This window comes from Acidiferrobacter thiooxydans, from assembly GCF_003333315.1.
In the GTDB taxonomy this organism is placed as follows: Bacteria; Pseudomonadota; Gammaproteobacteria; order Acidiferrobacterales; family Acidiferrobacteraceae; genus Acidiferrobacter; species Acidiferrobacter thiooxydans.
Window position 1 is genome coordinate 1,216,099 of record NZ_PSYR01000001.1, and the last position, 18,852, is coordinate 1,234,950.

The window sequence follows — 18,852 nt, forward strand, 5'->3', positions numbered from 1 at the left end:
GGGTGGCCCGCCGTGACGGGGAGCAAGCGGCCATTGCTGCCGAGGGGACCGCTTGGCAGAAACGGTGCAATGCCGCCCGATGCGGTATCGTGTAGACCTTACGTGCCCCCCGTGAGAAGTCGCTCGCTACGAGAAAAACTGCGCATGATGGCATTACGCTCCAAAGAGTGCGAGTTGATACCTGGCTGTTGGCGGCGCACGATCTCATGCCAGAGTACCCGGTCTAAACGAGTGCGTGTTTCCAGTAGCGATAATGTCTCACTATCCAATTCCCCGCAAAGACTGGTCCGGATATTTATTTGTCTAGTGGCATTGCTGTGCGGAAGCTGAAAAGGCACTCCTAACCAGTCTTGTAGGTTTTTCGCCATATCCGAGTTTTCTAGCACGTCGACAAAAGCAAATCGTTTTAGTTTCTTCTGTGCATCCATCAATAATTGTGTATCGTTATGAGGATCAATCGGATCTTGGACAGGAATAAGTGGATGTGGTGAGAGCAGCATGCGCACGCTGAGATTGTCTGTTTGACAATAGATATCTCTGTCATTTAGAAATTTACCCAGTGGATCATAAGCTCGCAGAACAATGTCGGCCCAACTGCCAACGCCCGCCAGTTCATCGCGGTTGTGACTTCGCCAAAATAGCCAGTGAGAAAGGAGACGCGATGTTGGCTCGCGTAGAATGGTGATTACCTGCCCGCGGGGATAGACTTTAGTTAGGTGGCTATATGAAAAGTGTCCGGTCACAAGATCGGCCTGTGCGGGAAGATGATTCTGCCCTACATAGACGCGAGACGCCTCTATGGAAGAGAATTCCGAGAAGGCAGTAAAATGCCCAAACAAAATACCATCTAAACCACCTATAATCGATGAATTGGGATGAATGGCATTCTGAATACCAGTGGCCAGACTAGTGCCAGCGCTCTTAGGGATATGCAAGAAAAGTAGGGGATAGTGTGGATTGCGTCGGACAGGTTGATGGTGTTTAAAAATCGGCAATACAAAGGTCATTGTGGTATACCACGCAAGAGTCTCACAAAAGTATACTTCTCAGCGCTTCGATGATCTCGTAGCGTAAACGCATGAATCCAAAAAATGGGCATCATTCTGTCGCAAGGTGCATCTCCAGAAAGGAGTCTATCTGATTGTTCTGTGTGATTTTCCATGCATATCCCAACATCAGACGGTACCGATGTCAAGAAGAAGCGAGATCTTGCACCTAGTCAGTTGGAGGCTATAAAGACACGGCTGGCGCGTATAGACGTTTTCCTGGAAAAGATTCAGGCGCAACATGAGCGCATAGTGCTGATGCCAGGAGCGCTTTCAGAAGAAATAGCGGGGCGTGTACAGGGCTACAGGGATGCGACAATGCCGGATGGAATCAGTGAGGAATTCCTGGCACGGTTAGTGGGCCGTGCCGGACTATCCTCGCGCTCCGACTGGTATCGGCATATAGGCGAGGAGTTCGCGAACGATGCCGATACGGCAAGGGTTTTGCGTGTAGAACTCGTGGACCCGGCGTATAACTCGCTTTTCATTCGAAGCGGTGAGGCTTTCGCAAGTGACGGCATCCGAAGGTTGAAGCTGCCTGCATTGCTGACGACCGTATTGGTCGCCCGCGTCTATGATCGGCCGATAGAGGTGGCGCGGGAGGCGATTCGAATGGCGCAATTCGTTCATTCAGGCGGGCTCTCAGGACTTTTGGGCTGGGCGAAGGAATATGGAACGGAATACTTCGCGGAGGCAATGGCTGAGAAGACAAGAGCGGGCCTAGAAGGCATATCGACTTGGGCGAGGATGGAGAGGGGTGTGGCAAAATGGATAGGAGTGGAGATCAAGAAATAGTGGAATATAAGAACCAGTGGTTTAGGGTAATTAGGAAAGGCAAGTTTCATTACGTTGACGAGCCGATGGCACATAATGCAGCGGTTGTGTTTATCGAGTTTCAGGGCCAACTGGTCCTGATAGAACAGTACAGAGTAGCTGCCGGGTGCGTACTTTTGGCGACTCCGAGAGGGTACGGAGAAGGGCAGGAAACAAGTGCCGCATGTGCAGTTCGAGAGGCGTTCGAGGAGACGGGGTTTCGTGTATCGGAGCGAGATCTTAAATACCTGGGGAAGGTGCGACCGAATTCGGCGATTTTGACGAGCGTCGTGGATGTGTATTTCGGTGTGGCAAAAGAAAATAGGGCTGAGCGTCTGGATACGGATGAAGTCACGCGCGTGGTGTTGTGCTCCTACGATGAATTCGAGAGGAAGGTGACAGATGGGTATGTGACGGATGGGTTTACGTTGGCGGGATATTTGTTTTTGAAATTGAAAATGAGATCGAGCTAGCCTACAAAGGGAGCCCCCCCGGCTCTGCCGGGGAGGCAGTAAAAGTTTGACAAATAGGGGAGTCCATCGACGAAACTCCCATTCGTGAGCCGCCAAGCTAACGAAGAGGAAATTTCACGATGGACGAGTACCAAAGCCTAAGCCACTCGAAGTGGGAGTGCAAATATCATGTGGTGTTTATTCCGAAATGTCGCCGAAAAACGCTATACGCCCAGCTGCGGCAGCACTTAGGCGAAATATTCCGCAATCTGGCAGAACGCAAGGAAAGCCGGATCGAGGAGGGCCACCTGATGTCAGATCATGTGCACATGATGATATCGATTCCACCCAAGTACGCAGTCTCACAGGTGGTCGGGTACATCAAGGGCAAGAGCGCCATTCATCTGGCACGCGTGTACGGGGAACGGAAACGCAACTTCGTCGGGCAGCACTTCTGGGCCCGAGGGTACTTTGTCTCCACGGTCGGGCGCGATGAGGCCACCATCCGGGAGTACATCAGAAACCAAGAGCAAGAAGATCAGCGCCTGGACCAAATGAACCTGTGGCGTTGATGGGCCACCGTGCGGTGGCCCCCAAGAACCGGGGCCGCGTGAGCGACCCCCTGATATGTATTGACCTGTCAACTACTGGTATGGGTTTTCTTTTGTCTTTTCGCTCCTTTTGTCCGTAAGTCTTTGAGTCAAGGCACGAGCGGCTGTTAACGACGGTCGATCACTCTGATATACGCGGGTTGGATACCGCCTGACTTCGCTTCGTCGTGGAGCTGCCTCGCTCTATAATCGAGGGTCACCGGGTTGAATCGGCGCCTCATAGGGGGGCCGAGGATTCTCCCACCGGGCCACTCCTGCCTTGATATAAAGACTCACGTCTCATGGTTAATAGTTTACCAGTCACACTGACAATTATAGTATACTCGAAGTCTTATGCGCTATGTTGGTTACTGGGTCTCCGTCTGGACGGCACAGGCCACGGCCCACAGGAAGCCTGTGAGCTCACGGGCAATGGCCGTGCACACCTGCACCTTGATCTTGCCGGCGCGGATCAGGTGCTGGTAACGGCCGCAGAGCCGCTTCTGGGCCTTCCAGGCGATGGCCTGCACGGGATCGCTGGTGTTCTTGGCCCGCCGTTGCAGATGCGCGGTCTTGCGCGCCGGGAAGCGGTAGCACCAGGCGGCCTCGGTGAGCACCCGCCGGACGTGCCCATTGCCGGTCTTGGTAATGCCGCCGCGGCGGGTGGTGGCGCCACTGGAGGATTCGGAGGGCACGAGCCCCAGATAGCTCATGAGCTGCCGGGGCGAGGTAAAGCGCGTGAGATCCCCGATCTCGGCGACCACGGTAAGGGCCGTCACGAGCTGTATGCCGCGCAGCGCCATCAAGGCGCGCACGATGGGGGCTAATGAGAAATCGTCCAGGACCCGCACCATCTCCTCTTCCAGGGCCGCCACCCGGCCGGTGAGATGGGCCACGGTATCGACGTACTCCTGGAAGACGTTCTGCTGGACGGGGGCCTCGAACTTGAGGGTCATGAGCCACTCACCATGGGCCTTGGTCCATTTGGTCTTGCCCGCGGCATAGAGGCGACCATGACGCAGGAGAAAGGCCGATAGGCGCTGCTTGGCCTGCCGCTCGAGGGCCTTGGTGTCTTCCCGGGCGCGGGTGAGGTCGCGCACCGCCTCTTGCTCGGGTCCTGGGACCCAGACCGCCGTGAGCTCGCCGGCGCGATGCAAGCGGGCGAGCGATTCGCTATCCCGGCGATCGGTCTTCACCCGATCCCCGGGCTTTACGGGGATGAGCGAGGGGGCGACCACGGCGCAGGCATGGCCCAGATGGGTCAACTGCCGGTGGATGCCGTAGCCGCAGGGGCCGGCCTCGTAGCAGAACGACAGCACCTCACCGGCCGGGCTCAACTTCTTCACGAGCTTGGCCACCGCCTCCGGGGTGTTGGCGATCTCCCCGTAGTAGCGCGGCTTACTCTGGCCGGCCTCGGCAATAGCCACCGCTATCGTGTCCTTATGTGTATCCAAGCCTATGTACTTGCTAAACTTCGTCATGACCTGCCCCCTCAATTGTGGCTCTGAGCTGATGGTGGTTTTCCCGACCTCAAGCTTAATCCACGTCGCTTGAGGCCGGGCAGGTCAATACATGATGTCTATAGCCGCTTTGAGCGGCTCACAAATTAAAGCCCCCGGCTCTGCCGGGGGATGTTTACCCAGGTGGCCCGTCATGTGAGCACGGCGGGTTTATTTGCGTGAGCGTCAAGGGGCTGATTGGGGGTAATGTGGACGGCACGACACTTTTTACAGCGGTATTTGCTCTATATTTTGCGGCTAATATCGCATCGGCGCGCAGCTATAGCGCGTTTGATACCGCCGCAATGGTTGGTGGTGACGGAAGGGCCTGCGGGAGGTTTTTGGTAGGGACGGCGTTCTTGAATGTGGCGCCGACTTTTTACTATCTATGGATATTGGGGAAGATTGAGCGTTTTCCGCGACTGAATCCGCCATATTGTACATTGATGCAGTTTAAGTGGGAGATTCTGATACTGTTGTTGGGTATGGTAGGGGCAGGGTTTTACCGTATATTCGCAGGTTGTCTGGCAATACGCACTGATGGTGATCGCTTTTTCTTTTACGCGGCCGATGACCCGGGGCAGAAAAACGGGAATGAGTACAATAAGAGGGGACATTCGGTGCGGCCTGGTTGTGGAGCGGTGCGCGGGGAAATAGGGGCCAGGGAGCATTTTTGTGGGAGCTTGCTGTATTTTCTGCCACCCTTTTTATTGTACTACGCCATAGTCAAGTGAGATCAACGCCGGACTGCGGTGACGTGAAGGTATTGAACGTAAGTTAGTGTGGTCTAGAGCTACCCCTGACGAGATATCCCTCCCGGAATCATTCTATCCCCTCTGGGGCATAGGCGGTCTGGAGGGTGTTACGTAGTCTGTCGGTCATGCCTTAGCCCTTGCGTAAGGAGTGGCAATGACAGACGGAAAGAAGATGCCGAAGACCCCGATGCTCGACAAGCTCGAGGGGGACCTTGGCCGAGTTTTGTAACCGGCTTGAAGCGGCTCGCCAAAGACGAGTCCAAGCCCTATGCCCCGGTCATGAAAGACCTCCTGGGTCAGCTGGAGCATTCCTACGAGACCCGCAAGGGCTACTGGAAGGGCGGCACGGTGGGGGTGATAGGCTACGGCGGGGGCGTGATTCCGCGCTTCTCCGAGGTTGCCGACAAGTTCCCGGCGTCCGCCGAGTTCCATACCCTGCGCATCATGCCGCCGCCCGGCATGCACTACACCACCGAGGTGTTGCGCAAGATGTGCGACGTCTGGGAGGAGTACGGTTCGGGGCTCATCGCCCTGCACGGCCAGAGCGGCGACATCATGTTCCAGGGCTGCACCTCGAAGAATGTGCAGCCGGCCTTCGATGCCTTGAACGACATGGGCTTCGATATGGGTGGGGCGGGACCGGCGCTGCGTACCTCGATGTCCTGTGTAGGCCATGCGCGCTGCGAGCACTCCTGCTATGACGAGCCACGCGCCCACCGGCTCGTGATCAATGAGTTCCTGGACGAGATGCATCGTCCGGCGATGCCCTATAAGTTCAAGTTCAAGTTCTCAGGCTGCCCCAACGACTGCACGAACGCCATCCAGCGCTCGGATATGGCGGTGATCGGCATGTGGCGCGATGACATGAAGGTCGACCAGAAAGAGGTCAAGGCCTTCGTGGCGGAGCGCGGGCGGTCTTATGTCATCGACAACGTGATCACGCGCTGTCCGACCCATAGCCTTAAGCTCGCCGACGACGATACCCTGAAGATCGATAATCGCAACTGCGTGCGCTGCATGCACTGCATCAATGTCATGACCAAGGCCCTGCATCCGGGCGACGATCGGGGCGTGGCGTTGCTGCTGGGGGGCAAGCGTACCCTGAAGATCGGGGACCTCATGGGGACTGTGATCGTGCCGTTCCTGCCCTTGAAGACCGACGAGGACTACGAGCAGCTGGTCGACATCGGGCGCCGGGTCATGGAGTTCTTCGCCGATAACGCCCTGGAGCACGAGCGTACCGGCGAGATGATCGAGCGTATCGGTTTCGCCAACTTTATGGACGGCGTAGGCCTGCCGATCGACCCCAACATGGTCAGCCATCCGCGCACCAATCCCTACGTCCGCATGGACGAGTGGGATGCGGCGGTGGCCGCCTATGAGGAGGGCCGCAAGGGTCAGGGGGCGCATAACAAGGGGGGTCAGTCATGAGCGCACGCCGTGCCGTGGAGTCGGGGGTACCGGAACTCGACCCCTATCTGCATCCGCTGTTGAAGAAGAACTATGGGGCCTGGAAGTGGCATGACCGCCCGCGCCCCGGGGTACTGCACCATGTAGCGATGAGCGGGGACGAGGTGTGGACGGTGCGTGCCGGCACCCAGCGCCAGTTGGACGTCTATACCATCCGCACGTTGTGCGACCTCGGCGACCGCTATGCCGACGGCTTCCTGCGCTTTACCTCGCGCAGCAACGTGGAGTTCATGGTCGCCAGTGAGGCGCAGGTGGCGCCGCTCATCGAGGCCCTGGGCAAGGCCGGCTTCCCGGTCGGCGGGACAGGCAATTCGATCTCCATGATCTCGCATACGCAAGGCTGGCTGCACTGCGACATCCCGGCGACCGACGCCTCGGGGGTAGTGAAGGCCTTGATGGACGAGCTCCACGAGGAGTTCATCCACGAGCGTATGCCAAACAAGCTGCGCATCTCGACCTCGTGCTGCGAGATCAACTGCGGCGGCCAGGCCGATATCGCCGTCAATATCCAGCATACCAAGCCCCCGCGCATCAACCACGACGCGGTGGGCAATATCTGCGAGCGGCCGACGGTAGTGGCGCGCTGTCCGGTGGCGGCGATCCGCCCGGCGCTTGTGAACGGTAAGCCGTCTCTGGAGATCGACGAGCGCAAGTGCATGTGCTGCGGGGCCTGCTATCCGCCGTGCCCGCCGATGCTCATCAATGATCCGGAGAACTCCAAGATCGCGATCTGGGTGGGTGGCAAGCACGCCAATGCGCGCAGCAAGCCCACCTTCCATAAGCTCGCGGTGGCCAATCTTCCGAACAATCCGCCCCGCTGGCCGGAGGTGGCGGCGGTGGTGAGGGCCATTATCCATGCCTACAAGGACGATGCCCACGACTGGGAGCGCCTCGGGGAGTGGATCGAGCGTATCGGCTGGCCGCGGTTCTTCGAGCTCTCGGGGCTGCCGTTCACGAAGTTCCATATCGACAACTGGCGCGGCGGGCGGGGGAGTTTGAACGCCTCGGCGCACCTGCGCTTCTAGGCGGGAGGGGCGGATGAAGATCGGCATCCTGGTGAACGAAGGCCCGTATACCCATCAGGCCTCGGACTCCGCCTACCAGTTCGCGGTGGCGGCGTTGAAGGCCGGGCACAAGGTGACGCGGGTGTTCTTCTATCACGACGGGGTCTATAACGGCTCGTCGCTCACCGAGCCCCCACGCGACGATCGCCAGATCGTCGAGCGCTGGGGCAAGCTCGCCAGCCAGTACGAGGTCGATCTCGTGGTGTGCGTGGCGGCGGCGCTACGGCGCGGTATCCGCGAGCAGAATCTCGCCCAGGGCTTCCGGATCTCGGGGCTCGGGCAGCTCGTGGAGGCCGGTATCCAGAATGACAGGCTCGTGGTGTTCGGGGACTAAGGGGAGGGGTGATGAGCGAAGACGACGGCGACACACCAGGAATCGTCAAGCGTTTCCTGTTCGTGAACCGCAAGGCCCCCTACGGCACGATCTATGCCCTGGAGGCCCTGGAGGTGGTGTTGATTAGTGCCGCCTTCGACCAGGACGTGAGCCTCGCCTTTCTGGACGACGGCGTCTACCAGGTGTTGGCGGGTAACGACCCCTCGGGGATCGGCATGAAGAATTTCTCGCCGACCTACCGCGCGCTCGATGACTACGACATCACCAAGCTCTATGTGGAGCGCGAGTCCTTGGTCGAGCGGGGTCTGTCCGAGGACGGCTTCGTGGTGCCGGTGAATGTCGTATCGCGCGCCGAGATGGCGGCGATCATGAGTCAGCAGGACGTGGTGCTGTCCTTTTAGGCGATCGGGGGAGAGATGTTGCATACCGTGAACAAGTCACCATTCGCAAGCCCGACGCTCGCGCAGTGCCTGGGGCATCTGGCCCCCGGCGCGGCGGTGCTTTTGATCGAGGATGCGGTGGTGGGGGCGACCGCGGGGAGCGCGCCGGCAGCCCTGCTCGCCGAGTGCCTGAAGGGGCATGCGGTGTATGTCCTGGGGCCGGATCTCATGGCCCGCGGGATCAGCGAGGAGCGGTTGGTGAAGGGGATACAGACAGTGGATTACACGGGGTTCGTGCGGCTCGTGACCGAGCACGAGGCCGTGCAATCGTGGCTTTAGCGCAATCAACGGGGTGAGGAGTCCATCATGGCATATGAAGTCGACGGCAAGACGATAGCGGCCGACGAGGAAGGCTACATCGTCAATCTCGCGGATTGGAGCGAGCCCTTGGCGGCGATTATCGCCAAAAGCGAGGGTCTGGAGATGACCCCGAATCACTGGGAGGTCGTGAACTTCCTGCGCGAGTACTACAACGAGTTCCAGATCGCGCCGGCGATCCGCGTGCTCACCAAGGCGATCGGCAAGAAGTTGGGACCCGACAAGGGCAACAACAAGTACCTCTACGACCTGTTCCCGTACGGGCCGGCCAAGCAGGCCTGCAAGATCGCCGGGCTGCCGAAGCCCACGGGCTGTATTTAGGGTCAGGCGTGCGGCCGGATCGGCGAGGGCCAATCCGCCGCACGGGCTTCCGGGTAGGGGCAGCAGGAGGGCGTCATGTCGGCGTGGACCATAGCGTATGCGGTGCTCTTGTACGTGGCCTTCACGGTGTTGGTGGGGGGGTCATCTACAAGATCGGGATCTACGCCATGACGCCTGCGCCGTTGCGCATACCGACCATGCCGGCGCCGCGCACGCGCAGCGGTGTGGCGGTGCGCCTGGGGCGCGAGGTGGTGCTCTTTGCGAGCCTCTTTCGGGGCGATAAGTGGGCGTGGATCTGGAGTTATCTCTTCCATGTGAGCCTGCTGCTGGTGCTCATCCAGCATCTGCGCTATGTGCTCGTGCCGGTGCCGCAGTGGCTGGTGCTCGAGTCGCCGTTCGGGAGCTACGCGGCGTTCGTGTTGCTCATCTCGCTCGCAGGCCTGCTCGGTCGCAGACTTATGATCGCCCGCGTGCGCTTCGTGACCGCGCCCTCGGACTATCTGATGCTGGCGCTGTTGCTTGTGATCGCCAGCACCGGCGCGCTCATGCGCTTCGTCGACCGGGCCAACATCGTCGGCTTCAAGGCCTTCATCCAGGGCCTCATGGCGCTGCAGCTTAAGCCCTTGCCGCTAAGCCCCTTGATCCTGGTGCATGTGGCCTCGGTGGCGGGGCTCATGGTGATCTTCCCGTTCAGCAAGCTTATGCATGCCCCGGGGGTATTCTTCAGTCCCACGCGCAACCAGGTGGATTCGAGCCGCCTGGAGGCACAGGGCGCGGGGGATGTCACGGTGGGCGATGCCGAGGAGCGGCCGCCGGCGCATGCCCCAGCCATGCGTGAGGGGGTGCGATGAGCGACATCGAGGTCCCGGTCCTTCAGGACTACGTCCCGACCCCGGAGCTCCATCCGGGGGCCATGAGCCACTTGAAGCCCTTCAAGGCCTCGCCCGAGCACCAGGCGGCGCTGGGATTCCCGGGGACGCTGGTGGACGACTGGAAGGAGGTGGCGATCCGCAGGCTCGGCGAGCTCGTGGACGGCTCGCGGGCCTTGCGCGTCTATCTCGACTCTTGCGTCAAATGCGGGGCGTGCACCGACAAGTGTCATTATTTCCTGGGGACCGGCGATCCGCGCAACATGCCGGTGGCGCGCCAGGACCTGTTGCGCGGGGTCTACCGGCGCTATTACACCTGGGTGGGACGCTACCTGCCGTGGCTCGTGGGGGCCACCGATCTCACCGAAGAGGTGCTGAACTTCTGGTATAGCTACTATCACCAGTGCTCGCAGTGCCGGCGCTGTTCGGTGTTCTGCCCGTTTGGTATCGACACCGCCGAGGTGTCGATGGCCGCGCGCGAGATCCTCGATTCGGTGGGGGTGGGGCAGAAGTACTGTAACGAGATCCTGGGCAAGGTCCATAAGATCGGCAACAACCTGGGGCTGCCTGAGCCTGCGTTGCGCAATACCGTGGAGGGCCTGGAAGAGGATGTGAAGGAGGCCACCGGGGTCGACGTGCGCTTCCCGGTGGATGTGGTCGGGGCCGAGGTGCTGTTGATCACGCCGTCCGCGGATTTCTTCGCGGAGCCGCATATCGACGGGCTGATAGGCTACGCCAAGGTCTTCCATCAGGCCGGCATCAGCTGGACCTTGAGTTCGCAGGCCTCGGAGGCCGCCAACTTCGCGATGTTCATCGGCAGCCGCGAGCAGATGCAGAAGGTCGCGCAGCGCGTGCGCGACGCCGCCCTCGCCTTGAAGGTCAAGCGCATCGTGGTCGGCGAGTGCGGGCACGCATGGCGCGTGGCCTACGCCTTCTGGGGCACGCTCATAGGGCCGCTCGACTTCCTTGACCCGCGCTACCCGCGCCCGCAGCACATCTGCGAGGTGACCGAAGGGTTGATCGCGCGCGGGGCCTTGAAGCTCGACATGTCGGCCAACGACGACAAGGTCGTGACCTTCCATGACTCGTGCAACGTGGCGCGCGCCACGCGCATGGGGGATCGTCCCGGCGGCCAGTTCACGGTGCCGCGCTCGGTGATCCGCTCGGTATGCGCGCATTACGTCGACATGGACCCCGCGACCATTGGGGATCGCACCTTCTGTTGCGGGGGCGGCGGGGGGCTTTTGACCGACGACCTCATCGAGCTGCGCGTGAAGGGCGCCCTGCCCAGACTGCAGGCCCTGAACGCCGTGGTCGAGGACAAGAAGGTGACGCACATGGCGGCGATCTGCGCGATCTGCAAGACGCAGTTTAGCAAGGTGCTGCCGTATTACGGACTGCCGCGCGAGATGGTGGTGAGTGTCCATCAGCTCGTCGGGGATGCCATTGTTTTGGGTGCCAAAGAATAGCCGTCATATAAGGGGATGAGCATGGCCAATGAAACGCACACCGCGGAGTCGAGCCGCACCTTCCGCCGCTACCAGGACGGGGATACGACGCCCGAGTCGTGGCAGGAATACATCTTCAAGGCCGGCTGGTCCTACAAGTGCCCGGTCTATGTGCAGCGTACGCCGACCTGCCAGAACGGCTGCCCGGCGGGCGAGGACATCCGCGGCTGGCTCGATGCGGTGCGCGGCCTCGACAAGCCCGCGCCGGGCGTCACATGGCAGGAGCAGGCCTTCCGGAGGCTCACGCGCGCCAACCCGTTCCCGGGGATCATGGGCTATGTGTGCCCGGCCCCGTGCGAGGATGCGTGCAATCGCCGGGCGGTCGAGGACCGGGTCGGCATCAATGCCGTCGAGCAGTTCATCGGTGAGGCCGCGCTGAAGGCAGGCTTCACGTTCGCTAAACCCGCGAAGGAGAGCGGCAAGCGCGTGGCCATCGTCGGCGGCGGCCCCGGGGGGCTCGCGTGCGCCTATCAGCTGCGCCTCAAAGGCCATGCGTGCACGATCTTCGAGTCGCGCGAGCAGTTGGGTGGCATGCTGCGCTACGGGTTGCCCAACTATCGCACGCCGCCTGCGGTCGTCGACGGCGAGATCCAGCGCATCCTCGATCTCGGCGTGACCGTGAAGACCGGCGTGCGCGTGGGGCAGGATATTCCCTTCGAGCAGCTCGATCGTGAGTATGACGCGGTATTCTGGGCGATCGGCACGCAGGTGGGGCGTATCCCCGAGATCCCCGGGGCCGATGCCGAGAACTGCATCGGCGGCATAGAGTTCCTGCGCGAGTTCAACGAGGGGCGCCTGCCGTCGGTGCCGCGGCGCATCGTGGTCATAGGGGGCGGCGACACCTCGATCGATGTCACTACCGTGGCACGCAAGATCGGCGGCTTCTCGGGGATGAAGTCCGACGGTTCGCCGCTCACCTATACCGCCGACATGGTCACGCAGGCGGCCATCCACAGTGGCCAGAAGGTGACCCTGACATCGGTCCTGCCGACCAAGAAGCTGAAGGCCGCCGAGCGCGAGGTCGAGGACGCGCGTTCGCTCGATGTCGCGATCATCGGCAACATCATGCCGCTGTCGGTGACCCTGGACCGCGACCACCGGGCCTGCGGGGTGCGCTTTGCGCCCTGCGAGCACACGAAAGAGGGCAAGCGTGTGCGCGCCCCCGGCGATGAGATCGAGATCGAGGCCGATCTCGTGGTGTTCGCCATCGGTCAGATGGCCGACATGACCGGTCTTGAGATGCTCGATAACGGCCGCCACGCCATCGCCCCGGGGCCCGGTCTGCAGGTCATAGGGTACCCCAAGCACTTCGTGGGCGGCGACATCATCGTGCCGCATCTGCTCGCGACCGCCGTAGGGCATGCCGCGGTGGCCGCCGAAGGGATCGATGCCTTCCTGAACGGCCAGCCGGTGGTGCGCCGACCGCACGTCGACAAGCGACATTTCGAGATCCGCGAGACGTTGCCGAAGAATGCAAAGCCCGTCGATGGCATGGTGACGAGCCCGGCGGCGGTGCACAACTTCGAGAACCGCGCGCATCGCGAGGTGATCGAGGCCGATGCCCTGTTCCTCGCACACTTCCCCACGACCCCGCGCATCGAGCGTACGGAGCGCAGGCTCTCCGAGCTGTTCGCCGAGGGCGGCACGCGCATCGCCGTGCTCGATGAGGCGCAGGCGGTGGCCGAGTCCAAGCGCTGCATGAGCTGCGGGTTGTGTCTCGAGTGCGATAACTGCGTGGTGTTCTGCCCGCAGGTGGCGGTGAAGAAGGTGCCGCGCGATCAGGCGGCGCTCGGCTACTACGTGACCACCGACTACACGCGCTGCATCGGCTGTCACATCTGCGCCGATGTCTGCCCGGCGGGTTATATCCAGATGGGCCTGGGGGAGTGAGATGCGCGCTCGCGCGGCGATGCTGGCAATTCTTTCCGTGCTGCTCGCTTTGGGGGCAGTATGGGCGACCCACCAAGGGCCGGTGCCCATGCCGGTGATCCCGCGAGCCCCCGGGCACTGCGTGCTGCCGACCGCGACCATGCGCCGCACGCATATGATGCTGCTGCGCGCGGTGCGCGAGGAGATCGTGCGGCACGATGCGCGCGACACACGCTTTCAGCTCACGCATTGCGTGGCCTGCCATGTCCAGTACACCGCCGCCGGCCTGCCGATCCCGGTGAACGCCCCCGGACAGTTCTGCGCGACCTGTCATACCTATGTGGGCGTGCATCTCGATTGCTTTGCGTGCCATGCGGCGGTGCCGAGGAGTCCGTTCAAGATGGGCGACATCGGCGGATCGAATGCGGTGCAGGCGGCGTTTCGCATCCCGCGGGCGCTGCGCGGCCGGTTCCGGGCGGGTCGTACCGGAGGTGGACGATGAGCCACGACGAACGCGACCGGCCGTTGGCCGATGAGGTCTATGGCGACGAGGCGCCGGATGGCGCGCGCCGCCGGCTCTTGAAGATGGCCGGGGCGGCGGTGGCCTTGACGCTCGCCCCCGGGGTCACGGTGCTCGCGCGGGATCTGGTGTTCAAGGGCGGGCGCAAGGGCCGGTCGCCGGTGCGCTACGGGCTTTTGATCGACGCCAACGCCTGCCAGAGCGGCTGTGACGCGTGCGTGCGCGCCTGCCAGGACTACAACGGGTTGTCCCACGACCCGGGTCCGGACAACGCCCAGTGGATCCGCAAGGTCACGATCACCGATCCCGGGACCGGGTTTACGCGCAGCTTTCCGGTCATGTGCCAGCACTGCGAGAACGGGGCGTGCGTGGACGTGTGCCCGACCGGGGCCTCGTTTCGGCGCCCCGACGGCATCGTGCTCGTGGACAAGCACCGCTGCATCGGCTGCCGCTATTGCCTCATGGCCTGCCCCTACAAGGCGCGCTCCTTCGTGGGCCGCAACGTGACCGACCAGCGCCCGTGGGCGCCGCGCGGCAAGGGCACCGCCGAGGGCTGCACGATGTGCGTCGAGCGCGTCGAGGCCGGCAAGCTGCCGGCCTGTGTGGCGGCCTGTCAGCGTGCCGGCCACAAGGCCATGATGTTCGGGAATCTGCACGACCCGAAGAGCGCGATCGCGGTGCGGCTCTCGGAGGTTGCGACCACCACCATACGCGCCGACCTCGGTATGGGGCCGGGCGTGCATTACCGGGGGATTTGAGCGATGGGCAGCGAGGCCAAAGGGGCGATGACGAAGGTGGCCTATCGGGAGATCGCCGGCAAGAGCGGCGGCTACGTGGCGGCGGTGATGGCGTGCGCGCTGCTCGCCCTGGTGGGTCTGGCCTCGGCGCTCTACATGCGCGCGGAAGGCCACCACGTGACTGGCATGAACAACCAGATCGTGTGGGGCATGCCGCATGTGTTGGCGGTGTTTTTGATCGTCGCCGCCTCCGGGGCCTTGAATGTCGCCTCGATCGCCTCGGTATTCGGGCGCAGCCTCTACAAGCCCCTGGCGCGCCTGTCCGGGCTTCTGGCGGTGGCGCTGCTGATCGGGGGTCTGTGGAACTTGGTGCTCGATCTCGGCCGCCCCGGGCATATCCTGGCTGCGGTCTTGTATCCGAACTTCCGTTCGATCTTTGCGTGGAACATCTATCTCTATACTGGTTTTTTGGTGATCGTCGGCTTCTATCTGTGGTTCATGATGGAGCGACGCCTAAACCCCCATACCCATAAGGTCGGGGTGCTCGCCTTCCTGTGGCGCCTGGTGCTGACAACTGGCACCGGGTCCATTTTCGGGTTCCTCGCCGCGCGTAGTGCTTATGACTCCGCGGTGCTGGCGCCCCTTTTTATTCTCACGTCCTTCGCCCTGGGGCTTGCGATCTTCGCGCTCGTGCTGGTGGCGGGGTTCAAGGCCCTTGCGCGGCCGATAGGCGCACGCGTGCTGGCGCATCTGAGGCAGCTCCTGGCGGTGTTCGTGGCCGCCACGATGTACTTCGTGGCGGTCTACCATCTGACCAACATCTATATCGCCGGCCACCGCGGCATCGAATCGTTCGTACTCTTGAACGGTGGCATCTACACATGGCTCTTCTGGGCCGGGCAGATCGGCATCGGCGGGGTGGTGCCGCTCGTGCTGTTGCTGCGCCGCATAGCGCGCGATGATACGGCGCGCCTGCGCCGCTCGCTCGTAGCCGGCGCGGCGGCGGTGGTGGCAGGCGGGCTGTGTCAATTCTATGTGCTCATCATCGGCGGTCAGGCCTATCCGCTCCAGATGTTCCCGGGGATGGTGGTGCGCAGCTCGTTCTATGACGGCGTGGTGCACAGCTACATCCCGCGCTGGCCCGAGACGGTGCTGGCGTTAAGCGGCGTGGCGGTGGTCGGGCTCATCGTTCTGATCGCCATACGCCTCCTGGCATTCTTGCCCGAGAGCCTCGCAGACGAGGTGGTGAGCGCCCATGGCGCGCCGGCGCCGGCCGCCGAGGCGCAGACCGCCAAGACTGCGGTGCGCGCATGAGCGCGCGCCTCTATCTCTCGGCCGCCCACAAGTCCTCGGGCAAGACCACCGTGGCCATAGGGCTTACGCGCGCCCTCAAGGACCTCGGGCACGTCGTCCAGACCTACAAGAAGGGTCCCGATTATATCGATCCGCTGTGGCTCACCGCGGCCTCGGGCCGGGCCTGCCAGAACCTCGATTATCACACCATGGACGCAGGCGAGATCGGCGCGCTCTACGAGCGTGCGGCGATCGGCGCCGATATCCGGCTGATCGAGGGGAACAAGGGGCTCTACGACGGGGTGGCGCTCGATGGCAGCAACAGCAACGCCGCGCTCGTCGCGCAGTGTGCCACCCCGGTGGTGCTCGTGATCGATTGCCGCGGGGTGAGCCGCGGGGTAGCGCCGCTTGTCATCGGCTACCGGCATTTCGACCCGTCGATCGCGATCGCGGGCGTGGTATTGAATCGCGTGGGTGGCGCGCGTCACGAGGGGAAGTTGCGCGCGGTGCTGCAGGCGTATACGGATGTACCGGTACTCGGTGCCGTGCATGAATCGGCGGATCTCGCCATCACCGAGCGCCACCTGGGACTCGTGCCGAGCGGCGAATGGGAGGGGGCCGAGGCGCTCATCGCGCGTCTCGGGCGCGCGATCGCAGCGCAGGTCGATGTCGAGGCGATCGCGCGCCTGGGCGAGGATGGGCGGGCCCCGCAAGGCGGGCCCGTCGCGCGCGATGGCGGTCGGGATGTGCGCATCGGCATCGCCCGCGACCGGGCGTTCAGTTTCTATTACCCCGGTGATCTCGAGGCCCTGGAGGCCGCCGGTGCCGAGCTCGTGTTCTTCGATACCTTGAACGATACGCGCCTGCCGGAGGTCGATGGCCTGTTTCTGGGGGGCGGTTTTCCCGAGACCGAGGCCGAGGAACTGAGCGCCAATGCCGCCCTGCGCGCGGCCATACGGACGGCGATCGAGGCGGGGATGCCGGCCTATGCCGAATGCGGCGGCCTTATGTATCTCACGCGGCGTTTGAGTTACGAGGGGCGCAGCTATCCCATGGCCGGCGTGATCGCCGCCGACACGGTCATGGAGGCCAAGCCCGCCGGGCATGGTTATGTGAGATTGAAGGCCACGGCCGCGCACCCGTGGGCACGCGGGGCGCTCGACCAGGGCCCGCTGCCGGCCCATGAGTTCCATTATTCCCATCTTGTGAATATCGCCCCGGATACCGTGTATGCCTACGAGGTCACGCGGGGTACGGGCATTGTCGGGCGGCGCGACGGCATCGTGTACAAGAACCTGCTGGCAGGCTATGCCCATCTGCGCGATGTGGCGAGCTGTCCGTGGACTGCCGCATTCGTGGGCTTTGTGCGCGCCTGTCGCGCGCAGCGCGCGCTGCCGTCGTGGGTGCGGTCGATGCCATCGGGCGAGGCCCGCCATGTCCAGGCCCTATGATGTCGCGGTCATAGGCTGCGGGGCCGGGGGCTATCAGGCGGCGGTCAGCGCCGCGCAGTGCGGGGCACGGGTGGTATTGATCGAGCGCGCGGGCGCCGGCGGGGCCTGCCTCAATCGCGCCTGCGTGCCGAAGAAGGCCGTGGCGCATGTGGCCTCGGTGCTGGCGACGGCGCATGGCCTGCTGGGGCGGGGGTTGGCCGGGGCCATGTGCGGCGATCTTGCGGCGATGATGGCGCACGAAGAGGCGCTCGTCGCCGATCTGCGGCGCGGATTCCCGCAGCGCCTGAAGGCGCTCGCCATCGACCTGGTGGCCGGGCACGCCCGGCTGCAGAGCGCGCACGCGATTGTCGTGAGCGGGGACCGTGGGACTACGACCATCGAGGCGCGGCGCGTGATCCTGGCGGCCGGGGCGCGCCCGCGCCCGCTCCCCGCCTGCCCCATAGACGGTGAGCGCGTAGTGGCCGCCGACCGTCTCATCCCCTTGCTTGCATCCGAGCCTAAGCGGCTCTTGTGTCTGGGTGGCGGCGCCACCGGGGTCGAGGCGGCGTTTGTGTTCCGCGCGTTCGGCGCGGAGGTCACGCTCGCCACCCGCGGCGACCGGCTGCTGGCAAGGCCCATGATCTCGGAGCGCGCCGCGCGGCTCCTGGAGCGCCGGTTGTCGGAGTCGGGGGTGACGATCCTGAAAGGGGTATCGGTGATCGCCACCCAGGTCGATGACGCCGGGGTCACGGTACGCTTTCAGGATGGGCGCGAGGGGCGCTTTGATCGTGTGTTGGTGGCGGTGGGCAGCGTGCCACGCACAGATGACATCGGCTACCGGGCCCTTGGGGTGCGGTGCGACAGCGAGGGCTTCGTGGCGACCCGCGAGACCCTGGAGACCAGTGTGCCCGGGATCTATGCGGTGGGGGACATGAAGGGCGGTCCGATGACCGCGGCCGCGGCCCTGCATGACGGACGGATTGCCGGTGAGAACGCGGCACTCGGTGGCCATAGGCGACGCAACTATCACCAGGTTCCGCTGGTGATCGATTCCATCCTGCCGTTGGCGGCCGTAGGGCTGTCCGAGGACCTGGCCGAGCGCGCCGGGTTTGCGCCGGAGGTGGTCTATATTCCCTATGGGGCGTCGGTGAAGGCCCGCGCCCAGGGCGCGAGCGCGGGCTTCATCGAGATCGTGCATGACGAGGAGACCGGGCAGATGCTCGGGGGCTGCGTGGCCGGGGGCGGGGCCGATGAGCTCGTGCACCTGGTGCTCGCCGCCTGCCGATCGCGCCGCGGCCTCTGGTCGCTTGCCGATCTCGACTACGGACACCCCTCATATGGGGAAGAACTGGGGGCGGCGGTGAGCGCCCATCTCGCGGGCTTCATGCGCTCGCGGCCTACGGTATTTAGGCCAGGGATCTACGCATTCAGGGATTGAGGGCGGGGTTTTCAGGATTCGAACGCAGGGACGGGGAAGGGTATAGTGGCCCATGTGTAGGTATTGGCGGGGCTTGGGTGCGAGGT

The 18,852-nt window shown here is 63.0% G+C and carries 19 protein-coding genes and 1 pseudogene; 18 read left to right on the forward strand and 2 right to left on the reverse strand.

What is annotated here, in order from left to right; genetic code table 11:
* Positions 1-98 precede the first annotated feature (98 nt).
* Entirely contained in the window at positions 99-1,007 is a 909-nt protein-coding gene (locus C4900_RS06085; RefSeq protein WP_114282640.1) for a sulfotransferase family 2 domain-containing protein, read from the reverse strand.
* 153 nt (positions 1,008-1,160) lie between these two features.
* Between C4900_RS06085 and C4900_RS06090 the strand changes: the two genes are divergently transcribed.
* The 3 genes from C4900_RS06090 to tnpA all read left to right on the forward strand — a co-directional run bounded on the left by C4900_RS06090 (position 1,161) and on the right by tnpA (position 2,883).
* A complete protein-coding gene (locus C4900_RS06090) occupies positions 1,161-1,841 on the forward strand; it encodes a hypothetical protein (protein WP_114282642.1) in 681 nt (226 codons plus the stop codon).
* Positions 1,841-2,332: an NUDIX hydrolase gene (locus tag C4900_RS06095; protein WP_170132431.1), complete on the forward strand. Its 492-nt coding sequence runs from the start codon at positions 1,841-1,843 to the stop codon at positions 2,330-2,332. Before C4900_RS06090 ends, C4900_RS06095 begins: the two co-directional genes overlap by 1 nt.
* A 119-nt stretch (positions 2,333-2,451) precedes the next feature.
* Entirely contained in the window at positions 2,452-2,883 is a 432-nt protein-coding gene (tnpA, locus tag C4900_RS06100; RefSeq protein WP_114282646.1) for an IS200/IS605 family transposase, read from the forward strand.
* 386 nt (positions 2,884-3,269) lie between these two features.
* On the opposite strand, the gene C4900_RS06105 is transcribed toward tnpA, so the two are convergent.
* Positions 3,270-4,382 carry an IS110 family RNA-guided transposase gene (locus tag C4900_RS06105; RefSeq protein ID WP_114282560.1) on the reverse strand — a complete coding sequence of 371 codons (1,113 nt, stop codon included), beginning with the start codon at positions 4,380-4,382 and terminating at the stop codon, positions 3,270-3,272.
* Positions 4,383-4,579: 197 nt separating this feature from the next.
* On the opposite strand from C4900_RS06105, the gene C4900_RS06110 reads away from it, so the two are divergent.
* From C4900_RS06110 to C4900_RS06180, 15 genes and pseudogenes are all read left to right on the forward strand, one after another.
* Positions 4,580-5,134, forward strand: a complete 555-nt coding sequence (locus tag C4900_RS06110) for a hypothetical protein (RefSeq protein ID WP_114282648.1) — start codon at positions 4,580-4,582, stop codon at positions 5,132-5,134.
* 193 nt (positions 5,135-5,327) lie between these two features.
* Positions 5,328-6,586: pseudogene (gene dsrA / locus C4900_RS06115) on the forward strand (dissimilatory-type sulfite reductase subunit alpha).
* Positions 6,583-7,650 (forward strand): dissimilatory-type sulfite reductase subunit beta, encoded by a 1,068-nt coding sequence (gene dsrB, locus C4900_RS06120; RefSeq protein WP_114282653.1) that lies wholly within the window; start codon positions 6,583-6,585, stop codon positions 7,648-7,650. Before dsrA ends, dsrB begins: the two are co-directional and overlap by 4 nt.
* Before the next feature lie 13 nt (positions 7,651-7,663).
* Positions 7,664-8,023, forward strand: coding sequence for a sulfurtransferase complex subunit TusD (gene tusD, locus C4900_RS06125; protein ID WP_065972344.1), 360 nt, complete (start codon positions 7,664-7,666; stop codon positions 8,021-8,023).
* Between the two features lie 11 nt (positions 8,024-8,034).
* Complete coding sequence (tusC, locus tag C4900_RS06130; protein ID WP_065972343.1) at positions 8,035-8,424, forward strand: sulfurtransferase complex subunit TusC; 390 nt, start codon at positions 8,035-8,037, stop codon at positions 8,422-8,424.
* A 27-nt stretch (positions 8,425-8,451) separates the two neighbouring features.
* A complete protein-coding gene (gene tusB / locus C4900_RS06135) occupies positions 8,452-8,742 on the forward strand; it encodes a sulfurtransferase complex subunit TusB (RefSeq protein WP_205736245.1) in 291 nt (96 codons plus the stop codon).
* 27 nt (positions 8,743-8,769) lie between these two features.
* Entirely contained in the window at positions 8,770-9,102 is a 333-nt protein-coding gene (locus C4900_RS06140; RefSeq protein ID WP_114282655.1) for a TusE/DsrC/DsvC family sulfur relay protein, read from the forward strand.
* 167 nt (positions 9,103-9,269) lie between these two features.
* Positions 9,270-9,953, forward strand: coding sequence for a respiratory nitrate reductase subunit gamma (locus tag C4900_RS06145; RefSeq protein WP_211306792.1), 684 nt, complete (start codon positions 9,270-9,272; stop codon positions 9,951-9,953).
* Positions 9,950-11,440 carry a sulfate reduction electron transfer complex DsrMKJOP subunit DsrK gene (gene dsrK / locus C4900_RS06150; RefSeq protein ID WP_114282657.1) on the forward strand — a complete coding sequence of 497 codons (1,491 nt, stop codon included), beginning with the start codon at positions 9,950-9,952 and terminating at the stop codon, positions 11,438-11,440. The genes C4900_RS06145 and dsrK overlap by 4 nt, the downstream gene beginning before the upstream one ends.
* Before the next feature lie 21 nt (positions 11,441-11,461).
* Positions 11,462-13,369, forward strand: coding sequence for an NAD(P)-binding protein (locus C4900_RS06155; RefSeq protein WP_114282827.1), 1,908 nt, complete (start codon positions 11,462-11,464; stop codon positions 13,367-13,369).
* A gap of 1 nt (position 13,370) precedes the next feature.
* The gene (locus tag C4900_RS06160) at positions 13,371-13,850 is read left to right on the forward strand and encodes a hypothetical protein (RefSeq protein WP_114282659.1); all 480 of its coding nucleotides are present in this window, start codon (positions 13,371-13,373) and stop codon (positions 13,848-13,850) included.
* Positions 13,847-14,626, forward strand: a complete 780-nt coding sequence (gene dsrO / locus C4900_RS06165) for a sulfate reduction electron transfer complex DsrMKJOP subunit DsrO (RefSeq protein WP_114282661.1) — start codon at positions 13,847-13,849, stop codon at positions 14,624-14,626. The genes C4900_RS06160 and dsrO overlap by 4 nt, the downstream gene beginning before the upstream one ends.
* Positions 14,627-14,653: 27 nt before the next feature.
* The gene (nrfD, locus tag C4900_RS06170) at positions 14,654-15,919 is read left to right on the forward strand and encodes an NrfD/PsrC family molybdoenzyme membrane anchor subunit (protein WP_114282828.1); all 1,266 of its coding nucleotides are present in this window, start codon (positions 14,654-14,656) and stop codon (positions 15,917-15,919) included.
* Complete coding sequence (locus C4900_RS06175; protein ID WP_114282663.1) at positions 15,916-17,349, forward strand: cobyrinate a,c-diamide synthase; 1,434 nt, start codon at positions 15,916-15,918, stop codon at positions 17,347-17,349. Before nrfD ends, C4900_RS06175 begins: the two co-directional genes overlap by 4 nt.
* The gene (locus C4900_RS06180) at positions 17,333-18,766 is read left to right on the forward strand and encodes a dihydrolipoyl dehydrogenase family protein (protein ID WP_170132432.1); all 1,434 of its coding nucleotides are present in this window, start codon (positions 17,333-17,335) and stop codon (positions 18,764-18,766) included. The genes C4900_RS06175 and C4900_RS06180 overlap by 17 nt, the downstream gene beginning before the upstream one ends.
* Positions 18,767-18,852 lie beyond the last annotated feature (86 nt).